Source organism: Lacihabitans sp. CCS-44 (genome assembly GCF_024343735.1).
In the GTDB taxonomy this organism is placed as follows: domain Bacteria; phylum Bacteroidota; class Bacteroidia; order Cytophagales; family Spirosomataceae; genus Leadbetterella.
In genome coordinates, this window is sequence record NZ_RJUE01000002.1 from 181,103 (window position 1) to 204,598 (window position 23,496).

The 23,496-nt window shown below is 37.6% G+C and carries 23 protein-coding genes; 13 read left to right on the forward strand and 10 right to left on the reverse strand.

Going from position 1 to position 23,496, the window contains the following annotated elements; translation table 11 throughout:
* Window positions 1-4: 4 nt before the first annotated feature.
* Window positions 5-1,054 carry a DUF3089 domain-containing protein gene (locus EGI26_RS02140; protein WP_255076041.1) on the forward strand — a complete coding sequence of 350 codons (1,050 nt, stop codon included), beginning with the start codon at window positions 5-7 and terminating at the stop codon, window positions 1,052-1,054.
* Window positions 1,051-2,124 (forward strand): mannose-1-phosphate guanylyltransferase, encoded by a 1,074-nt coding sequence (locus EGI26_RS02145; protein ID WP_255076043.1) that lies wholly within the window; start codon window positions 1,051-1,053, stop codon window positions 2,122-2,124. The genes EGI26_RS02140 and EGI26_RS02145 overlap by 4 nt, the downstream gene beginning before the upstream one ends.
* A 141-nt stretch (window positions 2,125-2,265) precedes the next feature.
* On the opposite strand, the gene EGI26_RS02150 is transcribed toward EGI26_RS02145, so the two are convergent.
* From EGI26_RS02150 to EGI26_RS02165, 4 genes are all read right to left on the reverse strand, one after another.
* Window positions 2,266-3,210, reverse strand: a complete 945-nt coding sequence (locus tag EGI26_RS02150; RefSeq protein ID WP_255076045.1) for a hypothetical protein — start codon at window positions 3,208-3,210, stop codon at window positions 2,266-2,268.
* 102 nt (window positions 3,211-3,312) lie between these two features.
* A complete protein-coding gene (locus EGI26_RS21200) occupies window positions 3,313-4,722 on the reverse strand; it encodes a HAMP domain-containing sensor histidine kinase (RefSeq protein ID WP_255076046.1) in 1,410 nt (469 codons plus the stop codon).
* A 21-nt stretch (window positions 4,723-4,743) separates the two neighbouring features.
* Window positions 4,744-5,418, reverse strand: a complete 675-nt coding sequence (locus EGI26_RS02160) for a response regulator transcription factor (RefSeq protein WP_255076047.1) — start codon at window positions 5,416-5,418, stop codon at window positions 4,744-4,746.
* Between the two features lie 42 nt (window positions 5,419-5,460).
* Window positions 5,461-6,096, reverse strand: coding sequence for a DUF2490 domain-containing protein (locus tag EGI26_RS02165; RefSeq protein ID WP_255076048.1), 636 nt, complete (start codon window positions 6,094-6,096; stop codon window positions 5,461-5,463).
* Between the two features lie 278 nt (window positions 6,097-6,374).
* Here EGI26_RS02165 and EGI26_RS02170 point away from each other — a divergent pair, with 278 nt between their 5' ends.
* Window positions 6,375-7,313, forward strand: a complete 939-nt coding sequence (locus EGI26_RS02170; RefSeq protein WP_255076050.1) for a DUF4412 domain-containing protein — start codon at window positions 6,375-6,377, stop codon at window positions 7,311-7,313.
* A gap of 342 nt (window positions 7,314-7,655) precedes the next feature.
* A complete protein-coding gene (locus tag EGI26_RS02175) occupies window positions 7,656-8,648 on the forward strand; it encodes a polysaccharide deacetylase family protein (protein ID WP_255076051.1) in 993 nt (330 codons plus the stop codon).
* Window positions 8,649-8,944: 296 nt separating this feature from the next.
* On the opposite strand, the gene EGI26_RS02180 is transcribed toward EGI26_RS02175, so the two are convergent.
* Window positions 8,945-9,922, reverse strand: a complete 978-nt coding sequence (locus tag EGI26_RS02180; protein ID WP_255076052.1) for a zinc dependent phospholipase C family protein — start codon at window positions 9,920-9,922, stop codon at window positions 8,945-8,947.
* Window positions 9,923-10,233: 311 nt separating this feature from the next.
* On the opposite strand from EGI26_RS02180, the gene EGI26_RS02185 reads away from it, so the two are divergent.
* The 7 genes from EGI26_RS02185 to EGI26_RS02215 all read left to right on the forward strand — a co-directional run bounded on the left by EGI26_RS02185 (window position 10,234) and on the right by EGI26_RS02215 (window position 16,607).
* Complete coding sequence (locus tag EGI26_RS02185; protein ID WP_255076053.1) at window positions 10,234-10,791, forward strand: hypothetical protein; 558 nt, start codon at window positions 10,234-10,236, stop codon at window positions 10,789-10,791.
* A 3-nt stretch (window positions 10,792-10,794) separates the two neighbouring features.
* Window positions 10,795-11,121 carry a nucleotide pyrophosphohydrolase gene (locus EGI26_RS02190; protein ID WP_255076054.1) on the forward strand — a complete coding sequence of 109 codons (327 nt, stop codon included), beginning with the start codon at window positions 10,795-10,797 and terminating at the stop codon, window positions 11,119-11,121.
* A gap of 18 nt (window positions 11,122-11,139) precedes the next feature.
* On the forward strand, window positions 11,140-12,138 hold the full coding sequence (locus EGI26_RS02195) for a YhcG family protein (protein ID WP_255076056.1): 999 nt from the start codon (window positions 11,140-11,142) through the stop codon (window positions 12,136-12,138).
* 3 nt (window positions 12,139-12,141) lie between these two features.
* Window positions 12,142-13,035 (forward strand): hypothetical protein, encoded by an 894-nt coding sequence (locus EGI26_RS02200; RefSeq protein ID WP_255076058.1) that lies wholly within the window; start codon window positions 12,142-12,144, stop codon window positions 13,033-13,035.
* A gap of 4 nt (window positions 13,036-13,039) precedes the next feature.
* Window positions 13,040-13,555: a DUF2480 family protein gene (locus tag EGI26_RS02205; protein ID WP_255076059.1), complete on the forward strand. Its 516-nt coding sequence runs from the start codon at window positions 13,040-13,042 to the stop codon at window positions 13,553-13,555.
* Window positions 13,548-14,201 (forward strand): nicotinamide riboside transporter PnuC, encoded by a 654-nt coding sequence (gene pnuC / locus EGI26_RS02210; protein ID WP_255076060.1) that lies wholly within the window; start codon window positions 13,548-13,550, stop codon window positions 14,199-14,201. Before EGI26_RS02205 ends, pnuC begins: the two co-directional genes overlap by 8 nt.
* Before the next feature lie 135 nt (window positions 14,202-14,336).
* Window positions 14,337-16,607, forward strand: coding sequence for a prolyl oligopeptidase family serine peptidase (locus EGI26_RS02215; protein WP_255076061.1), 2,271 nt, complete (start codon window positions 14,337-14,339; stop codon window positions 16,605-16,607).
* 17 nt (window positions 16,608-16,624) lie between these two features.
* Here the strand turns inward: EGI26_RS02215 and murI are convergent, their stop codons facing one another.
* The 4 genes from murI to EGI26_RS02235 all read right to left on the reverse strand — a co-directional run bounded on the left by murI (window position 16,625) and on the right by EGI26_RS02235 (window position 20,080).
* The gene (gene murI / locus EGI26_RS02220) at window positions 16,625-17,374 is read right to left on the reverse strand and encodes a glutamate racemase (protein ID WP_255076063.1); all 750 of its coding nucleotides are present in this window, start codon (window positions 17,372-17,374) and stop codon (window positions 16,625-16,627) included.
* Between the two features lie 46 nt (window positions 17,375-17,420).
* Window positions 17,421-17,801 (reverse strand): type II toxin-antitoxin system VapC family toxin, encoded by a 381-nt coding sequence (locus EGI26_RS02225; RefSeq protein ID WP_255076065.1) that lies wholly within the window; start codon window positions 17,799-17,801, stop codon window positions 17,421-17,423.
* A gap of 2 nt (window positions 17,802-17,803) precedes the next feature.
* Window positions 17,804-18,007 carry a DUF2281 domain-containing protein gene (locus EGI26_RS02230; protein ID WP_255076066.1) on the reverse strand — a complete coding sequence of 68 codons (204 nt, stop codon included), beginning with the start codon at window positions 18,005-18,007 and terminating at the stop codon, window positions 17,804-17,806.
* Window positions 18,008-18,070: 63 nt separating this feature from the next.
* Window positions 18,071-20,080, reverse strand: a complete 2,010-nt coding sequence (locus EGI26_RS02235) for a YgiQ family radical SAM protein (protein ID WP_255076068.1) — start codon at window positions 20,078-20,080, stop codon at window positions 18,071-18,073.
* Between the two features lie 197 nt (window positions 20,081-20,277).
* On the opposite strand from EGI26_RS02235, the gene EGI26_RS02240 reads away from it, so the two are divergent.
* Window positions 20,278-21,558, forward strand: a complete 1,281-nt coding sequence (locus EGI26_RS02240; protein WP_255076069.1) for a dicarboxylate/amino acid:cation symporter — start codon at window positions 20,278-20,280, stop codon at window positions 21,556-21,558.
* 54 nt (window positions 21,559-21,612) lie between these two features.
* Here EGI26_RS02240 and EGI26_RS02245 read toward each other — a convergent pair whose 3' ends face one another.
* Window positions 21,613-22,002, reverse strand: a complete 390-nt coding sequence (locus EGI26_RS02245; protein WP_255076070.1) for a VOC family protein — start codon at window positions 22,000-22,002, stop codon at window positions 21,613-21,615.
* Window positions 22,003-22,237: 235 nt separating this feature from the next.
* Between EGI26_RS02245 and EGI26_RS02250 the strand changes: the two genes are divergently transcribed.
* Window positions 22,238-23,494 carry an oxygenase MpaB family protein gene (locus tag EGI26_RS02250; protein WP_255076071.1) on the forward strand — a complete coding sequence of 419 codons (1,257 nt, stop codon included), beginning with the start codon at window positions 22,238-22,240 and terminating at the stop codon, window positions 23,492-23,494.
* Window positions 23,495-23,496 lie beyond the last annotated feature (2 nt).

The following is a 23,496-nucleotide window of genomic DNA, read 5'->3' on the forward strand; positions in this document are numbered from 1 at the left end:
TAAAATGATTAGATTAATTTTTAGGCAATTTTTATATGTGCTATGCGGCTTAGGAAGTTTAAAAAGCCTCAGCCAGAATAAATTTCTTATAATCAACGACTTTAATGAATCTAAACTTCCTAAAAGTCCAAATTATGCTGAAAACACCGCTTGGGCAGCACTACCAAGTCAAAGTGACATGGCAGATCAAATACCAAAGTCAAAGATTGATATGAGGGATAAACAGTCGGAAGCTAAGGCGGATGTTTTCTTTATTTACCCAACAATTTATACTCAGAAGCCTGAAAATGAGTTTACTTGGAACGCTTCAGTTACAGATAGAAATTTGAATGAAAGAATTGATAATTCTGCCATTAAAAATCAAGCTTCAGTTTTTAATGAAAGCTGCAAGGTATATTCACCAAGATATAGACAGGCACACTATTCTGTTTTTTTAACTAAAGACTCAGTTTCGGCTCGAAAGGCGATAGACTTGGCTTACAAAGACATCAAGGAGGCTTTCGAATATTATCTTAAAAACTATAACCAAAATAGGCCTATCATTATTGCTGCCCATAGCCAAGGGACATTACATGCTGTTAGGTTGTTACAAGAGTTTTTTGATAATAAGCCTATGAAATCTCAATTGGTAACCGCATATTTGGTAGGGATGCCCGTAAACGACAACATGTTTAAGGATTTGAAAATTAGTCTGAGTCCGAATGAAATAGGTGGATATGTGAGTTGGAATACGTTTGCCGAGGGTTATTATCCTGATTATTATCAGAATGGCTTACACAAGGCCCAGTCTGTAAATCCAATTACTTGGTCTGCATCGAACACTTTTACAAATTATGCAGACCACAAAGGAACTTTGGGATTAAAATTTAAAATTTCAGCCCAAATTATCTCTTCAAAACAGCAAGAGGGCATTCTTTGGATAAAAAAGCCCAAGGTTGTAGGAAAGGCATTTGTAAAAACAAAAATTTGGCACTTTGCTGACTATAATCTTTTTTGGATGGATATAAGAGAAAACGTAGCTTTGCGAGTGAAAAAATATATTGAAAAAACATGACATCAAATAATTTCTTAATAATAATGGCTGGTGGGGTTGGTACAAGGTTTTGGCCGTTTAGCCGCCAAAGTTTTCCAAAACAATTTCATGATATCTTGGGTACTGGCAGAACGCTTATTCAGCAAACAGCAGATAGGTTTGAAGGAATATGTCCAAACGAAAATATTTTTGTTGTTACCAGCACTGAATACTACGCTATCACAAAAGAGCAGTTGCCTTTTTTGACTGATAATCAGATACTTTTAGAGCCTAGTAGAAGAAATACAGCTCCTTGTATTGCCTATGCATGTTTCAAGATAGCTAAGAAAAACCCAAATGCCAATATTGTGGTGGCTCCAGCAGACCACATCATCCTGAAAGAAGAGGAGTTTAGGAAAAGAATAAACATTGCCTTGGATTATTCTATTGAAAATGATGTTTTGGTAACGCTCGGCATAAAACCTACCAGACCTGACACAGGCTATGGCTACATACAATTTGATGACTCTGAGGCAAATGAGATAAAAAAAGTACGAACATTTACTGAAAAGCCCAATCTAGAATTGGCAGAGATGTTTTTAGCTAGCGGCGATTATGTTTGGAATGGCGGTATATTTATTTGGAGTTTGAAATCTATCAATGCCGCTTTTGATATGTATTTACCAGAAGTGGCAGATGCTTTTAGGATTGCTCAAAAGCATTTTTATACAGCAAAAGAAAAAGAGGCCTTAGATATAGCTTATCCACGATGTCGCTCAATTTCGATTGACAATGGCATTATGGAAAAGGCTGAAAATGTTTTTGTGGTGCTTTCTGATATAGGATGGTCAGATCTCGGAACTTGGAAATCGGTATACGAAAACTCAGAGAAAGACGAAGTAAATAACGTAATAGATGCCAAGGCGATGCTGTTTGGAGTAGAAGATTGTATTATAAAAACGCCTAAAGACAAGTTGGTTGTTATTAACGACTTAAAGGGCTATATTGTGGCTGAGTTTGATGGAGTTCTAATGATTTGCAGAAAGGATGACGAGCAAAAAGTCAAAGAATTTGTTACTAAAGCGGAGGCTTACGGAAAACAATTTGTTTGAGTATTTAATTACTGGTTTTTGATATAAATGAGTTTGCTTAAGTTATTAGGTAAACTTTTTTTATAAAATAAAATTCCTGCATCGAATATCGACGCAGGAATCTGATAGAACCCTATAAACCATTATGAATATATTCTTTATTTATTTTACCAAGAAGCTTCCGGTTCCGATTTTGAACCCTTCTGAGTAAACTTCTATTGCATATTTACCAGATTTGAAAGCTGCCTCTTTTTTGTAGAACATGTCAACTTTCTGGTCGTCATTGGTGTAAGCCACGTTTTGTTTTAAGCTGTAACCAATCTCTTGGTTGGCAAAATTCAACACACCACCTCTGGCCATGTCATTAAGTACTGCTCCGTTTGGATCCATCACTCTCAGGTACACGTCTTTGTTGTTTCTTTCGGTAAGCGGATTTGAAGGAAGTATGTACGACACTCTCAATTGGTCGATTCTCTTGTTTTTCAACTCACCCTCTTTCTCTTTACCTCTTGAAGTAAGACCAACTACCTGCACATTTACGGCTTTCAGTGCCGAGCCAACGTTTACTTTCTTGCGGAGATCTTCGTTTTGAGAACTCACCTCACTTACTTTTGAATTCAACGAATCTTTTGCATAGCTCAACGATTTGTTTTGACTTATAACTTGCTCTTTTTCAGTCTGAAGCGAAAGATTTTGTGAATTTAGCAGACCATTTTCTTCTTTCAATTTGAGAATTTCCTCATCTTTTTGAGTTAAAAAAGCCTCATATTCAGCAATTTTACCTTCGTATTTTTTGGCAGAAAAGTTTGAATCGGCCTTAAGTCTCTTCTTATCTTGCTCCAGTTGGGCTTTTATTTTTTCCAATTCCTCCACACTACCACCCAAGGCAGTAACTTCGGCTATTTTGGCATCTAATGATTGCGATATCGAATCTAATTTTACTTTGGTAGTCGAAAGTTCGTCTACTTTACCAGTAAGAAGCTTTTGTAAATCGGCATTTTCGTTTTGAGAACCATAATACAAGTATCCAAGAAGTCCTAAAGCTCCCAAAAGCACTACTAAACCAATTTTAAGCGTGTTTGAATTGCTCGGTGAGTGTTGTTCCATTTCCAATGTTAAAATATTTAAGTTTTGATTATGACACAAACTAAACACCACCGAATTAAACCGAAGTTAAATCGAAATTAAATTTACCTTAAAATTTTATTCTTAGAAAAATAGGTTAGGAATACTGACTTCGAAGAGATTTCCGCTCGTGAGTGGTAAAACCTCTATTCTGCCATGATGAAGCTCTACAATTTGTTTTACAATGGCCAAACCTACGCCATGACCGGTTTTACCCCTCGCCGTAGAATCAGATCTGTAGAATGGTTGAAATATTCGGGTTAATTCATTTTCTGGAATCGGTATTCCATCATTAATGATGTCGATTTTAACCTCATTTTGCTTTATCGAAATATTCAAAAATGCAGTTTGATTGCTCGAAAACTTGCAAGCGTTGTCTATTAAGTTCTTGAAAACTACCTTCAAAGCCTCTTCATTGCCGTTTACGATGAGGTGCTTCTCGTCTTCCGGAAAGTTTTCTAAGTCTATCTCGATGTTCTTGTTGGAATTCCATTTTTTAAACTCCGAAACAGCATCAAATACCACTTCGTCTAGACGGATTTCGGTAAGTGGCAAGGCGTTTTCGTCAGAAAAGATATTGGCCAATTGTAAAAGCGAGTGGGTGAGGTGATTGAGTTTTAAGGTATCTTCTCTCAAAGAAACTATCTGCTCGTGAAACTCCGGGAAGTTTTTGTACTTCATCTCCAACAACTCTATTTGAGTAAAAATCTTCGTCAAAGGATTTTTGAGTTCATGCGATATGTTGGCCACAAACATTTTTTGGGTAAAAACAGCATTTTCTGCTCGATGCAAAAGCTTATTGATGGTTTCGGCCATTTGGCCTATTTCATCGCCAAAGTTGGTGTGGATAATCCTTTTAGATATGTTTTTTGGGAAAATCTGATCGAGCTGCTGTATAATGTCAGAGATTGGGGCGAGGGCTTTGTTGGCCAAATACCAACCCAAAAAACCAATAAAAAGCAAGGCTACAATTGACATGATAAAAAGGATGTTTTTGAGGTCAGCCAAGGCCTCTTCACCTATTTTATCTACCGCACTCACCATTACCCAGTATTCACCAGAGTTGTCCTTTATTTTGAGATAGGCCATTTTATAAGCACCTAAGCTGGCGTTTCCTACTGAGGTATTGGGGTCTATTCTAACCAAGAGCAGCCTATGGAATTCTTCTTTTTTGAAATTATTGGAAAACACAAAAAGGTTTCTTTTAATGTCAATTATAGAAATCACTTCCTCGTTAAGATATTCTCTTTCAGTGTTTTCGACAATTTTTTGAATCTCAATATTGTTCGCCTGAAAATCAAAAAAAAGAGAGGAGGTAGTTAAAGCCCTGTCTTGTAGTTTTTTATAAAAGCGTTTTTCGAGATAGAGTTTGCTGAAAAAATAAATACTTACCGAAAAAAACATAAAAAGAAAACCCACCAACAGTAAAACCTGCAGGGTAAGTTGCCCTCGAATGTTGAGTTTAAAGTTTATTTTTTCTAATATGGACCTCACCTTATTTCTATGGAATTGTTATCAATCTTTTATAACGTAGCCCATGCCTATTTGTGTATGTATCAGCTTTTTATCAAAATCTTTGTCCACTTTTTTTCTAAGAAAATTCACATAAACTTCTATGACGTTTGTACCCGTATCAAAGGTTACATCCCAAATTTTCTCCGCTAGTTCGACTTTCGAAATTACACGACCAGGATGTCGCATCAATAACTCCAAAAGATTAAACTCCTTGGCGGTGAGTAGTATTTCCTTGCCTGCACGTTTTACCTGTTTGGTGTCTTGATTAAGCTCCAAATCGGCCACACGAAGCACGTTAGATGGGGCCGATATCGTTTTGTTTCTACGTGTCAAAGCCCTAATTCTAGCCATTAACTCACTAAATTCGAAAGGTTTACCCAAGTAATCATCTGCACCAGCGTCAAGCCCTGTGATAATATCAGCAGTGGTGCTGAGTGCTGTCAGAAGCAAAATGGGTGTTTCAAAACCACTTTCACGCAATTTTCTACAGAGATTAAGTCCGTTTATCTCTGGAAGAATGATGTCGGTTATCAATAAATCATAGAGATTTCTCTGGGCAAGTGTAAGGCCCATTAAGCCATCATAGGCTATATCTATCTCAATATTATGCTGTTCCAATCCCTGCTTTATGAGTTGCAGCGTTTTTGCTTCGTCTTCTACCAGTAAAATTTTCATGCTTAGTATTTTTTGCTATTTCATCAAAAAACGATGATAAATCTAATTTTTGGTGAAATTTATCTTCTTAAACAGAGTGAAACGAATAATATCCCTTTGAAAATAGGTGTCGAACTGGCTCCGTTGCTGATACCACCTCAAATAGCCCAATTCGGCAGAGAGTTTTTTTGTAAAACTTTGCTCATAAGCTATATAGATTCTATTTTGGTCAAAGAAATTAACATTTTTTCCAGAATTCACCATCAACTCATCCGATATTTTGAGGTTGGCGTTTTGTTTTTTCCACAAAAAAAATTGGTATTGCAGCCTTAGACGGTAACGCATATTAAAATTATAACCATCAAGAAGTTGTGAGCCATTATTTTTTCTGATAAATCGCTCATCTACCCTCACTCTGGTAGAAAAAACAATCCTTTTATTGATTCTTTGCACCGCATTCATTTCTTGAAAAGGGCGAATCTCTGACACAGTAAGTTTAACAGCTGCGTCGGGAAACTGTGGATTTTGCCAAGAAAAAGTTTGACCAATCGCAAAATCAACACTTGGGTTTACCCTAAAATGTAAGTGATTGTGCTGAATGGTGTGGTGCTGCGTATTGCCTTCATAAAACCTGCGATTGTCTATCTCGTTAATTAAAAACAGTTTTTTGGTCAGATTCGACTGAACCATAACCCTCATCCAAAACAGATTTTGGTGGGTGACGTTTTCTTGAGCTTGGACAGTATTTTGTACTAATCCTAAAAAAGCTATTATTAATAAATTTCTTTTTTTGATAATTTAGCGGTTTTTGATGGCAGAAAATGCATTTAGAATACAAATTTAAGACATTTGTAAAACTAAAAAAACTTTAAATATCCGTTAAATAAAACTCTTGATTTACAAACACTTTTTAGCCTCAAAAAATGTTATATTTATATGATTTTGTTGGAAGTAAACTTAGCCCAACACTTAATTTCATGAAAAAAATTATCGTTTTTTTGCTTGCCGCAAGTTTGTCTGTTACAGCCCAAGAAACACAAGAAAAGAAAAAAGAAGAAGATCCTCTAAAGAAAGCGGAGGCTGCTTTTGATAAAGCCTTTGACGGGCTTTTTAAAACCAAGAAAAAAGAAGAAACTACCACTAAAACGGATAGCCCCAAAGAGAAGCCATCCACAAAAGAAACTAAAGATGAAAAGCCCGGAGGAGGTTTTGGTGGATTCAGCTTCGGAGGCAAGCCCAAAGCAAATTATAATTTTGAATCTTCAATGACCATGAAAATGACCATGAAGGGCACAAAAGAGAAAGAAAACACTACCATGCGAAACAAATATATGTTTGCCAAGGATGGTAAGGCGATGGGTGTAAAATTCTTGGGTTCGGACAATCCCGATATGCAAAAAGCTTCTGGTAGTATGGATGCTCTTGTGATGGATTTTGAACAAAACAAGATGTTTACTTTTATGACCAACGACGGTAAAAAAACATTGATGGCCATGGGTTTTAAAAACGACCCCACTCAGCAAGCTATTGAGAAAGAACCAGCAAAGGTGAAGATCACAAAAAGTAACGAAACGAAAACCATAGTCGGCTATAAATGTGATGGTTACTGGATAGAGAACGATGAGAAGAAAGACAAAATAATGATGTGGGTAAGCCAAAACAGAGTAGGTGAAATGGCAAAAATGACGCAGAAAATGGCCATGGGAAGTTCTCCTTATGGCTCTAAAGGTGCCACTAAAAACTACATGGCGTATTATTCACATCCAGAGTTTGCAAAGCTATTTGAACAGGGTAAGGTGGTATTGGGCTATACTTCAAAAACAGAAAAAGGCGAGCAAGTGGATATGGAAGTGGAGGAGATAAAACCAAATGACAAAATTGTTTTTGATACCGCTGGATACAAGACCATGTTCTAATTTAAACGATACCTAAAACTTAAAGAGAGCACAAAAGGCTCTCTTTTTGTATTTAGATACTTTTTGAATCAATTACCTAGGCATTATACAACTCAATTTAAATGCAACATTAGTAATTTAGGTAGACATGTGACGACTTTGAATAATTCACCTTATGCCGACAATTATACCTAATTGGTTCATAATCTAGTGTCACACTAAGTGGGATAAAAGATTTATCAAAACATATCCGTGTCAAATTCATCAAATCCGTGTTCAATCAAGACATCATATTTTTTTGCAAAAAAACAAATATTGCTTACCTTTAGAAACCAAATATTTCAACCCAAACATCAACCTTCTATGAAAAAAACACTTTTCATTATACTGTTATTTTCTCAAAATATTTTTGCACAAGAGCCTACTTATGCCGAAAAGTTGGGTTATACAAAAGGCTCAAAAGTGCTCATATTACATATTGACGATGTCGGAATGTCGTATGATTCTAACCTCGGAGCCATAAAAGCAATGGAGGAAGGTGTGGCTAATTCATTGAGTATGATGATGCCCTGTCCATGGATTCCAGATTTTTTCAAATATCTTGAAACCCATCCACAAACTGACGCAGGATTGCATTTGACACTTACATCAGAATGGAAAGGCTACCGTTGGGGGCCATTGATGGGAAAGCCGGCTGTTCCAGGTTTGGTGGACAAGCAAGGAGCCTTGTGGCCAAGTGTAAGAGCTACGGCAACGAACGCCACACCTGACGAAATAGAAAAGGAAATTAGAGCTCAAATAGATCGCTCCCGTACCATGGGTTGGGAACCTACGCACCTAGACACGCACATGGGGACGGTCTTTGCAAGAAAAGATTTCCTTGAAAGATACCTTAAAGTGGCTATGGAAGAAAAGATACCTGTGATGTTTCCTGGTGGGCACAATTCTATGATTTTTCAGACTGAAAAAGAAGCTGGACTAACCATAGAAATGACGACGGCTGTTGGCAAACAATTGTGGGCGGCTGGTCTGCCCGTAATTGATGATTTGCACAATGTATCTTACGGTTGGGGTTGTCCAGAGGGCAAAAAAGACTGCTCGGATTCAGAACTTTTAGCCTCAAAAACCAAAAAATATATAGAAACCATAGAAAGCCTAAAACCAGGTTTAACCATGGTGATTATGCACTGTACTTGGCCTTCGGAGATATTCAAGCACATTTCTGAATCTGGAATAGTACGAAAAGGCGACGCCATGACCATGATGGATCCAGTTTTTAAGAAATATTTGGAGGACAATAAAATCATTTTGACTACTTGGCGAGAAGTGGGGAAGAGACGGAAGGAACTAAAATAACAGCGATTTTTCAAATCGCTGAAATCATATTCAATTATTGGATATAAAAAAGGAAAAGTGAGATGTAGAAAATAGAGTTTATCTATCTCTAAGCAATTTGAAAAATTGCTGCCAATATGACCCGGAAAGGGTCAAACATGTATAGCCCCGAATGAAATTTGGGGTGAAGAAAATTGTAGTTAGAGAAACGACCCTGAAAGGGTCGAACAATATTGATAACATTTTAGGCCATCTTTGAAAGTTCTGATAGATAGAATTTCAAGCTTGTTAGGTGCGATTTAGGAAAATCGCTGTAACTAGTATTCCTTCTCCATGTACTGATAAGGCAACTGGCCACTTTGCCAAATTTTGACGTCTTTTTTGTATTGTTTATTGGTTCTTTTCAACAATTCAGGTTGTTCCATGGCCAACAAATCAGGCTTGCCAGCATCTACCCATGCGGTGTACCAAAAATTACTCACTTGCTGAATAGATTTCCTCATTTGTTTTTCTACCATACCATTGAGCGACTTGTGCAATAACTCGGAGTATTCTTTGGTAAATACCCACTGACCGAATTTATTCTTTACTACTTTTCCGTCTTTATCTTTTTCGTAAAGTTGTTCTGCCGGGAATTCGCTTCTAAGTTTTCGGTCAATAGCCAAAAGTGTATCCACTAGACTGTGCGTGTCTCTGATGATATTCCAAATTTCAGCATCGACGTTTGTAATATAAGTGGCTGGTGCTACTTTTAAGTTATAACTTTTGGCGTAGCGTTCTACCAAAAGAGCCTCCCAATGAGAATGAATACCTCTTTGATTGGTCAGTTGGCCGTCGTGGTTAGACGAAGTATGAAGAGGCATGTGTGCATCAGCAATGTAATGACCCAGTTCTGCGGCTGAAAACAAGGTCTCGGTGCGGCGACCAGTTTTCATAGAATTCACAAGGCTTTTGTAGGTATCGCTCATAAACCAAGGCAAATTACCCCATTTTTGGAGGTTTTTTTCGTCCCACTTACGGGTACGGATGCTGTCAAAAGGGATGTTGCCAAAGTCTTCAATATCTATAAAATGTCTAGGATTCTCTGCTTTGTCTTTGAGGTGACTATATTTTCTAACGTCTGGAAGATTACCACCCTCTGAGATAAAATCTATATGACGGTAAAAAAACTGGGCTACTGGCTGCGGAAGTGAAAATATGGCCGACTGGTTGATGGCGTAATGCCCCCACATACCCCACGAACTTAGAAATATTAGAAAAATAGTTGCTACAGAAACTAAGCCTATTCGCTTCATAGAATGTTGATTTTTAGTTTTTATTGATTGCCAAAAATACGAAAAATATGATACGGCTTACGTATTTCGATTTTTCAAATCGAAAAAAGTACTTAAAATGAAATTGAAAAGCAAAGGTCAAGTGATTTGAAAAATCGCTTGACTGAATTTGATTTTGTATATTGATTCGAAAAATAGAAAGTAATGGAAACGAAAATCAGTGAAATTGATTTAGAACGATTTGAAAAATCGCTTTACTTGTTATCTTTGTTTCGAAGCAGTGTTGGGCTGTGGTTCGCTCTGATTTGTTATCAATTTAAACGGTTTACAGTATGAAAAAATTAATGGCTTTTTGTTGTTTTACACTGTCAGTGAATGTTTTTGCACAAGTTTTGCCTGCCGATCAACAAATAAAAGAAGCTATTATGGCTTTGCCAGAGGCGGATAGACAGAATGCTAAAATTTGGGGTTATAATGCCGATGGCGAAATGGTGGTGTTGCAAAAAGGGGGTAGTGGATATATTTGTTTGGCGGATGATCCCAACAAAAAGGGTTTCAGTGTGTCGTGTTATCACCAAGATTTGGAGCCGTTTATGTCTCGCGGTCGAGAATTGCAAAGGGAGAATAAATCGTTTAAGGAGGTTTTTGATATTAGAGAGGCCGAGGCCAAAAAGGGAAAGTTGAAGATGCCGAAGAATCCTTCGACGTTGCATATATTGAGCGGAGAGAGCGTAGAAAAGGCCAATTATCGCTATGTGGTGTATATTCCTTGGGCAACGGCGGCATCTACAGGTTTGCCACTAAAGGAAGTGGTGCCGGGTGCTCCATGGATTATGGATTCGGGAACACACAGGGCCCATATCATGATTTCGCCACCAGCTAAGAAATAAACGATGGAGATAAAAGACGCACAAAGTATTGTAGATGAATGGATTAAAACCATCGGTGTAAGATATTTCAACGAACTCACGAATACTGCTATCTTAATGGAAGAGGTGGGTGAAGTGGCCAGAATAATGGCACGGCGATATGGGGAGCAATCAGAAAAAGAGTCAGACAAAAACAAAGATTTGGGCGAAGAAATGGCCGACGTGTTGTTTGTGCTGATATGTTTGGCGAACCAGACAGGTATAGATTTGAGCGAGGCATTTGTGAAGAATTTGGAAAAAAAGACGGAACGGGATTTTGATAGACACAAGAATAATCCAAAGCTGGGGTGAGTGATTTAAGCATATTCTATGGAATTAAAGAAGGACTTAGTAAATGAAATAAAATCAATTATTGCCAGTTCTCAGGAACGAGCGATAAGATCTGTGGATTTTGAGCGAGTGTTGATGTACTGGCAAATTGGGAGAGTGATTTTCGAGGAGGAACAATTAGGAATGGAAAGAGCTGCTTATGGGACTTTTTTGATAAAATCGTTGTCTGATGAACTTCAACCGGTTTTTGGTTCTGGATTTTCTGTTCGTCAATTAGAAATATGTAGGCAATTTTTTCGAGTTTTCCCAATTACGAACGCACTGCGTTCGCAATTCAGTTGGACGCATTATCGTAATTTTATCAGGATTGATAATGAGAATAAAAGAGCATTTTATTTGGCGGAATCTGAGAAAAATAACTGGACAGCTAGGCAATTGGAGCGACAAATAAATAGTCATTTGTTTGAGCGATTGCTACTGAGCAATGATGTAAAGTCGGTAATAGAAGTGGCAAGAAATGAAAAACGGCCGTCAGAGGTGACAGAAATCATAAAAGATCCGATGGTTTTGGAGTTTTTGGGATTGAGAAAGGAGACCGCTTATTATGAGAAAGATTTTGAACAAGCTATAATTACCAATTTACAAGATTTTTTGCTTGAACTAGGCAATGGGTTTTCGTTTGTAGCACGACAAAAACGGATTCATTTGGATGGAGATGACTTTTTTGTAGATTTGGTTTTTTACAATCGCCTGTTGCAATGTTTTGTAATCATTGAAATAAAAACACAGAAGCTCACACATCAAGATATTGGACAATTGCAAATGTATGTAAACTATTTTGACAGAATAGAAAAGCAAGACTTTGAAAATAAGACGATTGGAATATTGCTTTGTGCTGACAAAAACGATACCATGGTTAAAATTTCTTTACCAGAAAACAATACGAGTATTTTTGCAAGTAAATATCAAATGTATCTTCCAAGTGAAAAACAGTTGCTTGCCGAACTCACAAAAGAACTTAGAAAATTAGAAAAATAAGAAATGCTAAAAATACTTTTAAAATCCTTTCATCAAATATCTCAAAAGCCACTCTTAGTGTTTTTCTTATACGCGGTTGGTTTCGTTTTGGCTATGTTAGTGGCTCGACCGTTTTATGTGACCTTTTTGAATGAAGCCAATACCTCAGTGGCTATGGATAAGCTCATCACAGACTTTGATTTTATGATTTTTACGGATTTTTTCCATCAAAGTCAGAAAGCTTTTAAGCCATTTGTGCCCCTGGTTTTTATGTTGGGATTGGGGTATTTGCTACTCAATACTTTTTTTGCGGGCGGAGTTTTGGATGCCGCCGATCAAGAAAAAAATTCGATGCCCAGATTTTTGGAAGCTTCGGCCAAGCATTTTAGGCGATTTGCCCTGCTGCTGGTTTTTCTCTTTATTTTTTTAATGGCTTTGGTGGCTTTGGCTGGTATGTTTTTCTTCATTTTTGCGGCAATAGCTGAGGGAGGAACCGAAAAAGACTACATTTTGTGGATGATTCCGCCTGTGTTTATTCTTCTGTATTTTGTTGGTTTTGTGTTGGTTATGGGCGATTATGCTCGGGTGATGTTGTTTAAATCTCAGACACTCACACCTTACAGTGCATTTTGGAAAGCTTTTAGTTATATTTTTAAAAGGCCAACTGCTATCGCACTTTTTTGGGTGATTATTGTTTTAGGTGTTATACTCTCGGTGGTTTATTTAGGTGTGGATAGTTTGATTGGCATGCACTCTGGACTGACTATTTTTGCGATGTTTTTGGTACAACAAATTTTTGTTTTTGCCCGAACATTTCTCAAAATAAGTACCCAAATAGCTGCTAAAAACTATTTCGAAGAAAGGCCAATCGAACTAGAAAAAGTAATAGAGATTATCGAAACCCAGGACGAAATCTAAAATAATGGAAGCAGAAGTAATAAATAAAGTAGCCAATAGTGGTCTGATATCTTTTGATTTGGAGGATTATTTTCACCAAGGTGAGCGAGTGGTTTATGACATCAAGGACAACCTTTTTATGGGATTGATTCTGAAAGAAAAGGATTTTAGGGAGTTTTTGAAAGCCAAAGATTGGTCGGAATATAGTGGCAAAAATGTGGCCATCATCTGCTCTGAAGATGCTATTGTACCAACCTGGGCTTATATGCTTTTGGCTATTCAACTAGAGCCTTACGCCAATATGGTGGTTTTTGGAAATGTAGAAGATTTGGAGAAAAAACTCTACGAACAAGCTCTCAATGCATTAGATTTGAACCAGTTTGAAGGCCAAAGGATAGTTGTAAAAGGCTGTAGCAATGCCCAAATACCAACTTATGTTTACGTAGAACTTACTCGTCGACTAAAACCCATTGTCAAAAGCCTGATGTTTGGGGAGCCTTGTAGTACTGTGCCATTATTTAAGAATAAAAATATTGCCTAATTTCTTCGATATAAAAAACATATTCTTCTCCGTTTGGGGCTACGAAATGAGCCATTTGGAATTCTGGGCTACTATTTCAGGAGCTTTGGCGGTTTGGCTTTCGGTGAAAGAGAACGTGTGGTCCTGGATATTGGGTCTTGTGAATGTTGTGCTTGCATCTATCATGTTTTACCAGATTCAGCTCTATCCCGATATGTTTTTACAAGGCTTTTTCTTTGTCACCAATATCATTGGTTTTTGGTTATGGAAGTTTCCAAAAATAGAAAATGCCAACCAGAAAAATGAACTTAAAATCACAAAATTGGAGCCTAAAACTTCTACAATTTTGGTTGTTGTTGGTTTGATAGCCACTTATTTAATGGGAACTTTTTCAAAGAATCTGCACGAAATATTTCCCAAACTTTTTAGTCTACCGAGTGCTTTTCCTTATATGGATAGCTTCACTACTGTCATGAGTATCGTGGCCACATTTATGCTCATGAAAAAGAAAGTAGAGGCTTGGTGGACTTGGCTCGCTATAGACATCATCAGCACCTACATGTATTTCGTAAAAGATGTAAAACTGTATTCTCTTCTCTATTTTGTGTTCTGTATTATAGCTGTTTTTGGGGCTGTGGAGTGGACTAGGAAGTGGAGGAAAGGTTAGGTTGAGTGATTTTTAATGAATTCAAAATAATCATTCATTTTGCTTAAAGTTCAAATCTTGAAATTCATCTTGCCCTAATCAACAATATTTACAATCTTTGTTATGTAGCTTTTGTAAACCTCATCGCCCTAAAAAATGAAGAAATTTTTCGCTTTTGATTCATTCAAATTCTCCCTGTTTCTGTCAATAGCTTTTTGCGTCTCGGCCAATGCACAAGTAACCAAAGAAACCTATAAAAAAGCCGAGTATTTTCTGAGTAACTCTATTCAGAAAGAGATTTATAATCTGGAAGTTATACCCAATTGGATAAAGGACAAAAATGCATTTTGGCATGTAACTTACACCAAAGATGGTAAGCGATTTTTCTTGACTGATATAGCCAAAAAGGAAACAAAAAATGCCTTTGACCACGAACTCCTAGCTAAACTTCTCAACGAAGCCTCGGGAGATTCGCTTAAAAGTACCGATTTGCCTTTTGAAAGGATTAAATCTAAGACAGATGATAAAATTGAATTCGAATGGAAAAATAAAAATTGGGAGTTTGATAATCAGAAACTTAGTTCTACACCAGTTTCAAAACCAGCGGACAATCGTGGTCTTTCTCCTGACAAAAAATGGCAAGCTTTTATCAAAAATTATAACCTTTTTGTAGAAAATATTGAAACTGCTGAAGTGATTCAATTGAGTTTTCATGGTAAAAAAGATTATGAATACGGCTCTTTTTATGGTTGGAGCGATATCATCGAAGGTGAAAACGGCATAAGACCAGAGCAGTTTTATGTGCGTTGGTCGCCAGATTCTAAGAAGATTTTGACTCAAATAGCAGACTTGCGAATGGGTGAAAAAATGTATCTTTTGGATTTTAGCAAAGATGAGAAATTCAGACCCAATCTGCTTTCTTATTATCGTGGTTCGCCAGGAGATACTACACTTGTGAAGAAAATTCCAGTCATTTTCGACCTTGAAACCAAGAAAGAAACGAAGTTGCTGAGCTTAACCACCCCACACTTTATGCCGCTGGATTTGTATTGGGATAAAAACAGTATGCAATTGTTTGGTACTTATTTTCACAGAGGCTACAAACAGTTTGATATTTTAGAAATAGATGCAAATTCGGGTGTGATGCGGACAGTTTATTCTGAAAAAGAGCAAACGCACATAGAATACGCCACCATGTTTCAAAAGTTGAAAGGCGATAAATTTATTTTAGCTTCGCAACAATCGGGTTGGAATAATCTGTATTTGATAGATTGGAAAACTGGTAAAATCCTGCAGAATCTGACACCTGGCGATTATGTTGTAAACAAGGTTGTGCATGTAGATGAAGACAAAAATCAGCTCTACTTTATGGCTGCGGGCAAAGAAAAGGGGCGAAATGTATATTATCAGCATCTTTACCGTGTTGGTTTAGATGGAAAAGATCTTACGCTACTTACTCCCGATAATGCCTTTCATGAAATCTATCTTTCGGAGGATAAAAAATATGTGGTGGATAATTATTCCACTGTAAATCAGGCCACAAAATCGGTTTTGAGAGATTTAGAATCGGGGAATGTTTTGATGCAGATTTCAGAAGCCGATATTTCAAAACTCAGGGCCAAAGGCTATCAATCTCCTCAGCAGTTTTCGGCTATTGGGAAAGATGGTAAAACTGAGATTTATGGAATTTATTACGTTCCAACTGACTTTAACGCCAAGAAATCGTATCCAGTTGTTGATTATACGTACACTGGGCCGTTTATCGACATAACGCCCAAGACTTTCAAAGGTGGTTTGATAGGATTACAGCAACCGATGGCAGAGCTAGGTTTTGTAGTGGTTACAGTTGACGGTATAGGCACATTTGGAAGATCAAAGGCGTTTCAAGATGTTTCTTACAGAAATTTGGGTGATGGGACAACCGACCATGTGTTGGCTATCAAACAATTGGCTAAGTTAAAGCCTTTTTTAAATATTGAGAAAGTGGGGATTTTTGGACATTCGGCGGGTGGGTATGATGCGGCCAGGGCGATGTTGCTCCATCCTGATTTTTACAAAGTAGGAGTGGCGTCTGCTGGAGATCACGACCACCGCATGGAAAAAGCTTGGTGGCCTGAAATGTACATGGGCTATCCAGTGGGTGATTTTTACCATCAACAGTCCAACGTTACCAATGCAGCCAATCTGAAAGGGAAATTGCTTCTTGCACACGGAGCGATAGACGAAAACGTAAATCCTTCAGCTACTTATAAGTTTGCTGAGGCACTTATAAAGGCCGGAAAAGACTTTGATATGTTTATTTGGCCAAGCAGAAATCACAATTTTGGCAGAACCACGGGCGACTATTTCACTAAAAAACGTTGGGATTATTTCTTGGAGCATTTATTAGGCCAGAAACCGCTCTTGCATTATCAGATTGGGAAGTGAGTGGGGTAGATGGTTTCCTACCTCCCCAAATACCGCCAAAACCTTGTCTCATCTTCAACATATCGACCAGATTCTACGAATCGTATGGTGCCTTTTTCGTTAGAATTGAGAAGGTTTAGGCTGGCCAAGGTGTTTTTGAGATGGCGAGTGGTGCCTTCGTTGCCATCTACAGGTTGTAAAGTTGTAAAGTTTTCTTGAATCAGTTTTTCGAAATATGTAAAATGTGTACAGCCTAGCACCACGTATTCGTATTTTTCTAAATCAAACTTTGAGAATTCTTTTTTGAGGTATTCCAAAACTTCTGGGCTATCAAATTGCTCATTTTCAGCAAATTCTACCAAACCGGGCAGCGGAAGTCTATCTACCAAATGGTTGATGTCCAATGAGTTGATGAGGTTTTCGAATCGGTCAGCTTTGAGTGTAACTGGAGTGGCACAAGCCAAAATTCTTTTGTTTTCTGAATTGTTATCAAATGCTACTTTAACAGCTGGTTGGATGGCGATAATCGGGAAATCGTATTTTTCTCTGAGATATTCTATGGTCACATTGGTGGCCGTATTGCATGCTAAAACAATGGCCTTGCAACCCTCATTTCTTAGAAAAACTACTGCTTTTTCTACATATTCTTTGATTTGGTCAGTAGTTTTATAAGAATAAGGCACGTTTTCAGTGTCGGCATAATACAAGAAATTTTCGTGAGGCAGCGTGTGCATCATTTCTTTAAGTAGCGTAAGGCCGCCAATACCTGAATCAAAAACTCCAATCATGTTGTAAAATTAGGTCGAACTTACTATGCTTAGGTACAAAATTCAATTAAAATAGCTCAATGTTGTATTCCCTAAAGATAGCATCATCAGAGCCAATCGTTAGATTTTCGGTAATTGCCTGCGTGATAATTATTCTGTCAAAAGGGTCTTTGTGGTGAAATGGGAGGGAACCTAGAACGATAAGATTCTGAATTGAAATTGGCAAAATTGTGAAACTGTTCCTTTCCACAAATACAAAAAAATCAATTATATCATCTTTTAAATCTAATTTGCCAATGTTGACTTTAATAGCAATTTTCCAAAGAGTAGCGATGCTTAAATAAATGGTATTGTCAGTGTCAAGTATTACGTTTTTTGTCTTTTCGTTGAGTTTTGAATCTCCAGCATAAAACCAAAGTAAGGTGTGCGTATCTATTAATAAATCCATGTTTACATGTAGTCTTTAAAGTCTTCTAAAGGGGCATCGAAGTCTTCGCTTATTCTTATTTTACTTTTCCCAAAACCAAATTCTCGTTGTTTTTTCTTGGATAAATTCTCTTGCTTGGCTTTTAATAATTCTATGAATGCCAAGACCTCATTTTGTAAATTTGGAGGCAATTTTCCTATTTCACGACCTAATTCAATAGCTTCCATTTTTTTGAATTTATTATCAATAATAGATAATATTTTTAAATGTTCAAAAATATTAAATGATTTTTACGCCCAACCTTTCTTCTTTTTCAATGGTTTTTTCTTGTTGAAAACCTCCTCTTGGGCTTTTGTTTCTATTGGTTTTTTTGAATTAAAATTTGGTTTTTGAGTCATTACAGTAGTCGATTTCTGCTGAACTTCTTCTACTTTTTTTGCTTCCTGATTTTGAGGCCTTAACGGACTCAACAGCTTTGCAGCCAATTCTTTGTGACCAAGTTTCAATAAACGACTTTTTATCCAGCCTTTTACCTCAGGTTTGTACCAAAAGAAATATTTGTTTTGCGTCAGTTTTTCTTCTTTAGTTTTGGCAGTGTGTATCGGCTGTAGCGTGTAAGGATGCACACCTGTGTAGTAAATCACCTCTGCCACCGTCATAGGAGTGGGCGTAAAGTCTTGCACTTGCTCTAGCTTAAAGCCCAAATCTTTGGTTTCAGCCGCTAGATTGGCCATGTCGGCTTCTTCACAACCTGGGTGTGAACTAATAAAATACGGAATCAAAGGCTGTTTGAGGCCGTGTTTTTCTTGAATTTTGTCGTATTTGTCCTTGAATTTTCTGAAATATTTAAAGCCCGGCTTACGCATAACCCGCAGAGTAGCGTCTGAAGTATGTTCAGGAGCGACTTTCAATCTACCGGAGACGTGTCGGGTAACCAACTGCTCCATGTATTCGTCATGGTTGCCGTCTTGATTGTTCTTGTTGAAGTCGTCCACCAACAAATCGTATCTTACGCCTGAACCCACAAATGCCTTTTTGATTTCAGGATGGGCGTCCACTTTTTGGTAAAGTTTGGTCAATGGCTTGTGAGAAGTGTCTAAATTTGAGCATATTACGGGGTGTATACAGCTCGGAGCCTGACAACGATTACAGATAGATTCGTCCTTGCCTTTCATGCGGTACATGTTGGCCGATGGCCCGCCTAAGTCAGAAATGTAACCTTTAAACTCAGGGTGTTCTGTCAAAGCATCCACTTCTTTCATGATAGATTCTTCTGATCGTGAGGCTATAAACTTACCTTGGTGAGCCGAAATGGTACAAAAGCTACAGCCACCAAAACACCCACGGTGCATGTTGATAGAGAATTTAATCATTTCGTAAGCTGGAATCGTACCACGTTTGGCATATTTTGGATGAGGCATACGGGTATAAGGTAAATCAAACGATTTGTCCATTTCTTCCTCGTCCATGGTTTTGTATGGTGGGTTGATTACAAGTGTTTTATTGCCCACTTTTTGTACAATTCGGTTGGCTTGCCACTTATTGGATTCTACCTCAACTATCTTAAAATTGGAGGCATATTTTATTTTATCCTCTAAACAAACCTCGTGGCTGGCCAATTCTACGGTCTCCCAGTTTTTATAATCTTTTACGTCTTCAAGTCCATCTTCCAAAAACGCAATTTGATTCACGTCTTTGATTTGATTCAGCGGCACTCCTTTTTTGACCAATCTTAATAGGTCCCGCAAAGGCTGCTCACCCATGCCATAAACTAGCATATCTGCTTCAGAATCAACCAATATCGAAGGTAGTAGTTTGTCTTCCCAATAGTCGTAATGTGTTACTCTTCGCAATGAAGCCTCTATGCCACCAATCAGAACTGGTACGTCGGGGTATATTTCTTTTAGAATTTTGCTGTAAACGGTAGTGGCATAATCTGGCCTAAAACCAGCTTCTCCGCCTGGCGTATAACTATCGTTGGATCTTTTGCGTTTGTTGGCGGTGTAGTGGTTTACCATGGAATCCATGCAGCCAGCAGTTACACCAAAAAAATATTTTGGTTTCCCAAGCTTTTTAAAGTCACGGAGGTCGTCTTTCCAATTGGGTTGTGGAATAATAGCTACTCTAAATCCCTCACTTTCAATGATTCTGCCAATAACAGCCGTGCCAAAAGAAGGGTGATCTACATAAGCATCGCCAGAGATAAGGATGACGTCCACCTCATCCCAGCCTCTCATTTCAACTTCTTTTTTAGTTATTGGCAACCAATGCGTTACCGGCCTTTCTCTTACTGTTATCATATTGCAAAATTAACAGATAAATGAATAAGAAAGTTTAAATAGTTTTTTGTCTTAAATCGTATTAAATATAGAATTATAAACCAATGAGGAAGAAATTGTTATTTTTGTAGAAATTTGAGTCTATAAAAATTCGAAATTGAAAGAATTGATTTATATTTAATTTTAATCATCAAACATAAGAACTAACCCTAAAACGAATGAAATTAAACATTACCTGGAAAATCTTCATCGGCATGACACTCGGTATCATTGTCGGTTTTTTTATTCACAACCACTTTGATTTTGGTCAGTTTGGTATAAAAGATGCCAGTTTACTTACTGCTGATCAAGTAAAAGCCAACGACGGTGTAAAAGAATGGAGCTCTTATTTGCAATTGCTCTCGAAGATTTTCCTTCGTCTTATACAAATGATTTTGGGGCCTTTGGTATTTTCAATTCTGACAGTCGGAATAGCCAAACTGGGTGATTTTAAAGTAGTTGGACGTATCGGGCTCAAAACACTCGGATATTTTTATTTTGCTACGATATTGTCACTCATAGCTGGTTTGGTGGCCGTGAATATCATGAAACCCGGTAAAGTAATGTCATTGGATTTGCCCGAAACTGGAACCGATACCGGTGTGGAGGCTAAAAAAATGACCTTGGAGAATTTTATAACACATGTGTTTCCAAAGAGTATTTTTGAAGCTTTAGCTACCAACGAAGTGTTGCAAATAGTTGTATTCTCGCTGTTTTTTGGTGTGGCTTTGGCGGCAATTGGCGACAAAGGCAAAATGGTAACGAAGGCCTTGGATGCCATTGCCGAAGTAATGTTTAAGATTGTGGGTTATGTGATGATATTTGCACCTTATGCGGTTTTTGGATCTGTCGCGGCGGTTATAGCTTCCAAAGGCTTGGGCGTTTTGGGAGGATATTTATATTTGATTGTTTGCTTTTTCGCCACTTTGGCTTTTTTCATATTTGTGGTTTTATGGGTCATTTGTCTGTTTATGAAAATAGACTACTGGAAACTTCTTCGTTATGTCAAAGACGCTCTATTTCTTTCTTTCAGCACAGCCAGTTCGGAGGCGTCTATGCCTATGCAAATTGAACAGCTCAAGAAATTTGGGATTTCGGAGCGAATCATCAGTTTCGTGTTGCCATTGGGTTATTCTTTCAACCTTGACGGCTCCATGATGTACATGACTTTTGCAACAGGTTTTATTGCTCAAATTTATGGCATTGAACTCACTCTTGGACAGCAAGTTACGATGTTATTGACCTTGCTATTGACGAGTAAAGGTATCGCAGGTGTTCCTAGGGCATCTTTGGTGGTAATAGCCGGTACGCTTACTATGTTTGGACTTCCTCAAGAGGGCATTAGCTTAGTGCTGGCGGTAGATTGGCTTTTGGATATGGGTCGTTCGGCAACTTCTGTAGCTGGTAACGCTGTGGCAACCGCAGTTGTAGCCAAATGGGAAGGCGAATTGAAGGAATAAAGTATATTAGTCCATGATTTTTTGGGAATGCAAGTCTGTTTGCATTCCCATTTTTTATGATTTTTTTTCGATTAAATCCCAAAGGTTACCATATAGGTCTTCAAAAACACAGACTTTGCCGTATTCTTCATTGCTGGGTTCTCTAAAGATTTTGATATTTTGACTGATTAAATTCTCATAATCTCGGTCGAAATCGTCGGTATGTAAAAATAAAAAAACTCTTCCACCAGACTGATTTCCAATGGCTTGTTTTTGATCTCCTACTGCTTTTGCCAGTAAAATTTGGCACCCTTTTGATCCTTTTGGTGCAATCAGAACCCAACGCTTAGTTTCTGAAAGTTTGGTGTCTTCTATTAGCTCAAAATGAAGTTTTTTGGTGTAAAAGTCCATGGCTTGGTCGTAATCTTGTACAAGTAGAGCTATATGTGCAATGAATTGGTTCATTTCGTTATTTTTTTGCAAAATAAAGCAAACTAACCGGATTTTCTACTTGTGTTTTTGTGAGAATTAAAACTTAGAAGTGGAACAGCATCTACTTGGTTTGTAAGATTTTTTTGTCTGGCCTGTATTTTTAAAAAAATGGTGATTTAACAAAAAATCTAATGACTTTATATTCAAATCATTAATTTATATTTATATTTATTCTTCATATAGCCCAGAAACCTTACAAATCTTAAATATGATATTCATTTACATCCTGCTCATACCGCTTTTGGTATTGTTGTTTTTTTCTATTCGCTATAATAGAAAGTATAAAGTACTCAAAAAACGAGCAACTTTGCATGCCCACGAACAAGCTAAAGTAGTTCCGCGGGTTTTTAGTGAAGCGTTTTTAGAAAGTAAACGCTCGGAAACCGATTCTTTTGCCGACGAAACTGTTCGGAAAATCATGGAGCATGGCGAAGAGGACCAAGTCAATCACATGTTTAGGTTTTTGATGAAAAATGAACAACTGATTTCGAAAGACGCTCATCCCGAAATTATAGAATATTTTAAGCAAACTGCCATTTTGCCAGACTGGGCAAACAAAGACATGATGGCTTTTGGACAAGAAAACTACATCAGACATGGCCTTCTGATAGGCATGATACTCTTTTATAAAGCTCTGCCAGAGTGCTACACTGGTGCAAAGGGAGCTGAGGTTTTGTTGATGTCTGGTAAACTCAACGAAAACAATCCTGTAGACGAGCGGTTTTCAAAAAGAATGGCCGAGACTGCCCTTTTTATTTTTAATATTATGATGCCGGGTGGCTTTGATAAAGATGGCAAAGGAATAGTAGCCGCTCAAAAAGTTAGGCTGATGCATGCCGTGATAAGGTATCACTTGAAAAAACACGGACGATGGAACTCGGAGTTATTTGATGAGCCTATCAATCAGGAAGATATGGCTGGCACGCTCATTTCGTTTTCGGGCTTAATAGCCTTGGGATTAGAGATGATTGGTGCGGATTTAGATTCTATTGAGGCCGAAAGCTATATTCATTGCTGGTCGGTTATTGGGCATATTATGGGTGTGGAGGAAGATATCATTCCTCGAAATCTCAAAGAAGCCATAAGTTTGGGCTATGGCATATTAGATCATCAAAAGAAGAAAAGTGAAGCGGGGCATTCACTCACCAAGGCTTTGCTCAATTTTTGTGAAAGAAAAGGCCCACCATTTATTCATAGAGAGTTTCACCTTACTATGATGCGGTTTTTTATAGAACCTGAGTATTGCGAAATACTCAATTTGCCAGCTATAGAACAAGCTAAAATAGATAAGCTCTCTGGCTACATTCATTTGTATGTAAGATTTAGAGAGTTTCTTGAAAATAAAGCCATTTTAGCTTTACCAATCAAAATCATAGATGCGAAATTGTTGAGTCTAAGCATCAGATACTTGAGTAACAATAAGTTGCTTCATTTTTATTTGCCGAAATCTTTTAACAAAGACTAAAT

Coding starts and splice junctions, on each gene's coding strand:
- EGI26_RS02160 (WP_255076047.1), bottom strand. CDS start 5,418: ATGAAAATTTTACTGGTAGAAGACGAAGCAAAAACGCTGCAACTCATA.
- EGI26_RS02195 (WP_255076056.1), top strand. CDS start 11,140: ATGGAATTAAAGAAGGACTTAGTAAATGAAATAAAATCAATTATTGCC.
- EGI26_RS02150 (WP_255076045.1), bottom strand. CDS start 3,210: ATGGAACAACACTCACCGAGCAATTCAAACACGCTTAAAATTGGTTTA.
- EGI26_RS02225 (WP_255076065.1), bottom strand. CDS start 17,801: ATGGATTTATTAATAGATACGCACACCTTACTTTGGTTTTATGCTGGA.
- EGI26_RS02240 (WP_255076069.1), top strand. CDS start 20,278: ATGAAATTAAACATTACCTGGAAAATCTTCATCGGCATGACACTCGGT.
- EGI26_RS02190 (WP_255076054.1), top strand. CDS start 10,795: ATGGAGATAAAAGACGCACAAAGTATTGTAGATGAATGGATTAAAACC.
- EGI26_RS02145 (WP_255076043.1), top strand. CDS start 1,051: ATGACATCAAATAATTTCTTAATAATAATGGCTGGTGGGGTTGGTACA.
- murI (WP_255076063.1), bottom strand. CDS start 17,374: ATGATTGGAGTTTTTGATTCAGGTATTGGCGGCCTTACGCTACTTAAA.
- EGI26_RS02170 (WP_255076050.1), top strand. CDS start 6,375: ATGAAAAAAATTATCGTTTTTTTGCTTGCCGCAAGTTTGTCTGTTACA.
- EGI26_RS02180 (WP_255076052.1), bottom strand. CDS start 9,922: ATGAAGCGAATAGGCTTAGTTTCTGTAGCAACTATTTTTCTAATATTT.
- EGI26_RS02200 (WP_255076058.1), top strand. CDS start 12,142: ATGCTAAAAATACTTTTAAAATCCTTTCATCAAATATCTCAAAAGCCA.
- EGI26_RS02165 (WP_255076048.1), bottom strand. CDS start 6,096: ATGAGGGTTATGGTTCAGTCGAATCTGACCAAAAAACTGTTTTTAATT.
- EGI26_RS02215 (WP_255076061.1), top strand. CDS start 14,337: ATGAAGAAATTTTTCGCTTTTGATTCATTCAAATTCTCCCTGTTTCTG.
- EGI26_RS02140 (WP_255076041.1), top strand. CDS start 5: ATGATTAGATTAATTTTTAGGCAATTTTTATATGTGCTATGCGGCTTA.
- EGI26_RS02185 (WP_255076053.1), top strand. CDS start 10,234: ATGAAAAAATTAATGGCTTTTTGTTGTTTTACACTGTCAGTGAATGTT.
- EGI26_RS02245 (WP_255076070.1), bottom strand. CDS start 22,002: ATGAACCAATTCATTGCACATATAGCTCTACTTGTACAAGATTACGAC.
- EGI26_RS02175 (WP_255076051.1), top strand. CDS start 7,656: ATGAAAAAAACACTTTTCATTATACTGTTATTTTCTCAAAATATTTTT.
- EGI26_RS02235 (WP_255076068.1), bottom strand. CDS start 20,080: ATGATAACAGTAAGAGAAAGGCCGGTAACGCATTGGTTGCCAATAACT.
- EGI26_RS02205 (WP_255076059.1), top strand. CDS start 13,040: ATGGAAGCAGAAGTAATAAATAAAGTAGCCAATAGTGGTCTGATATCT.
- EGI26_RS02250 (WP_255076071.1), top strand. CDS start 22,238: ATGATATTCATTTACATCCTGCTCATACCGCTTTTGGTATTGTTGTTT.
- EGI26_RS02230 (WP_255076066.1), bottom strand. CDS start 18,007: ATGGAAGCTATTGAATTAGGTCGTGAAATAGGAAAATTGCCTCCAAAT.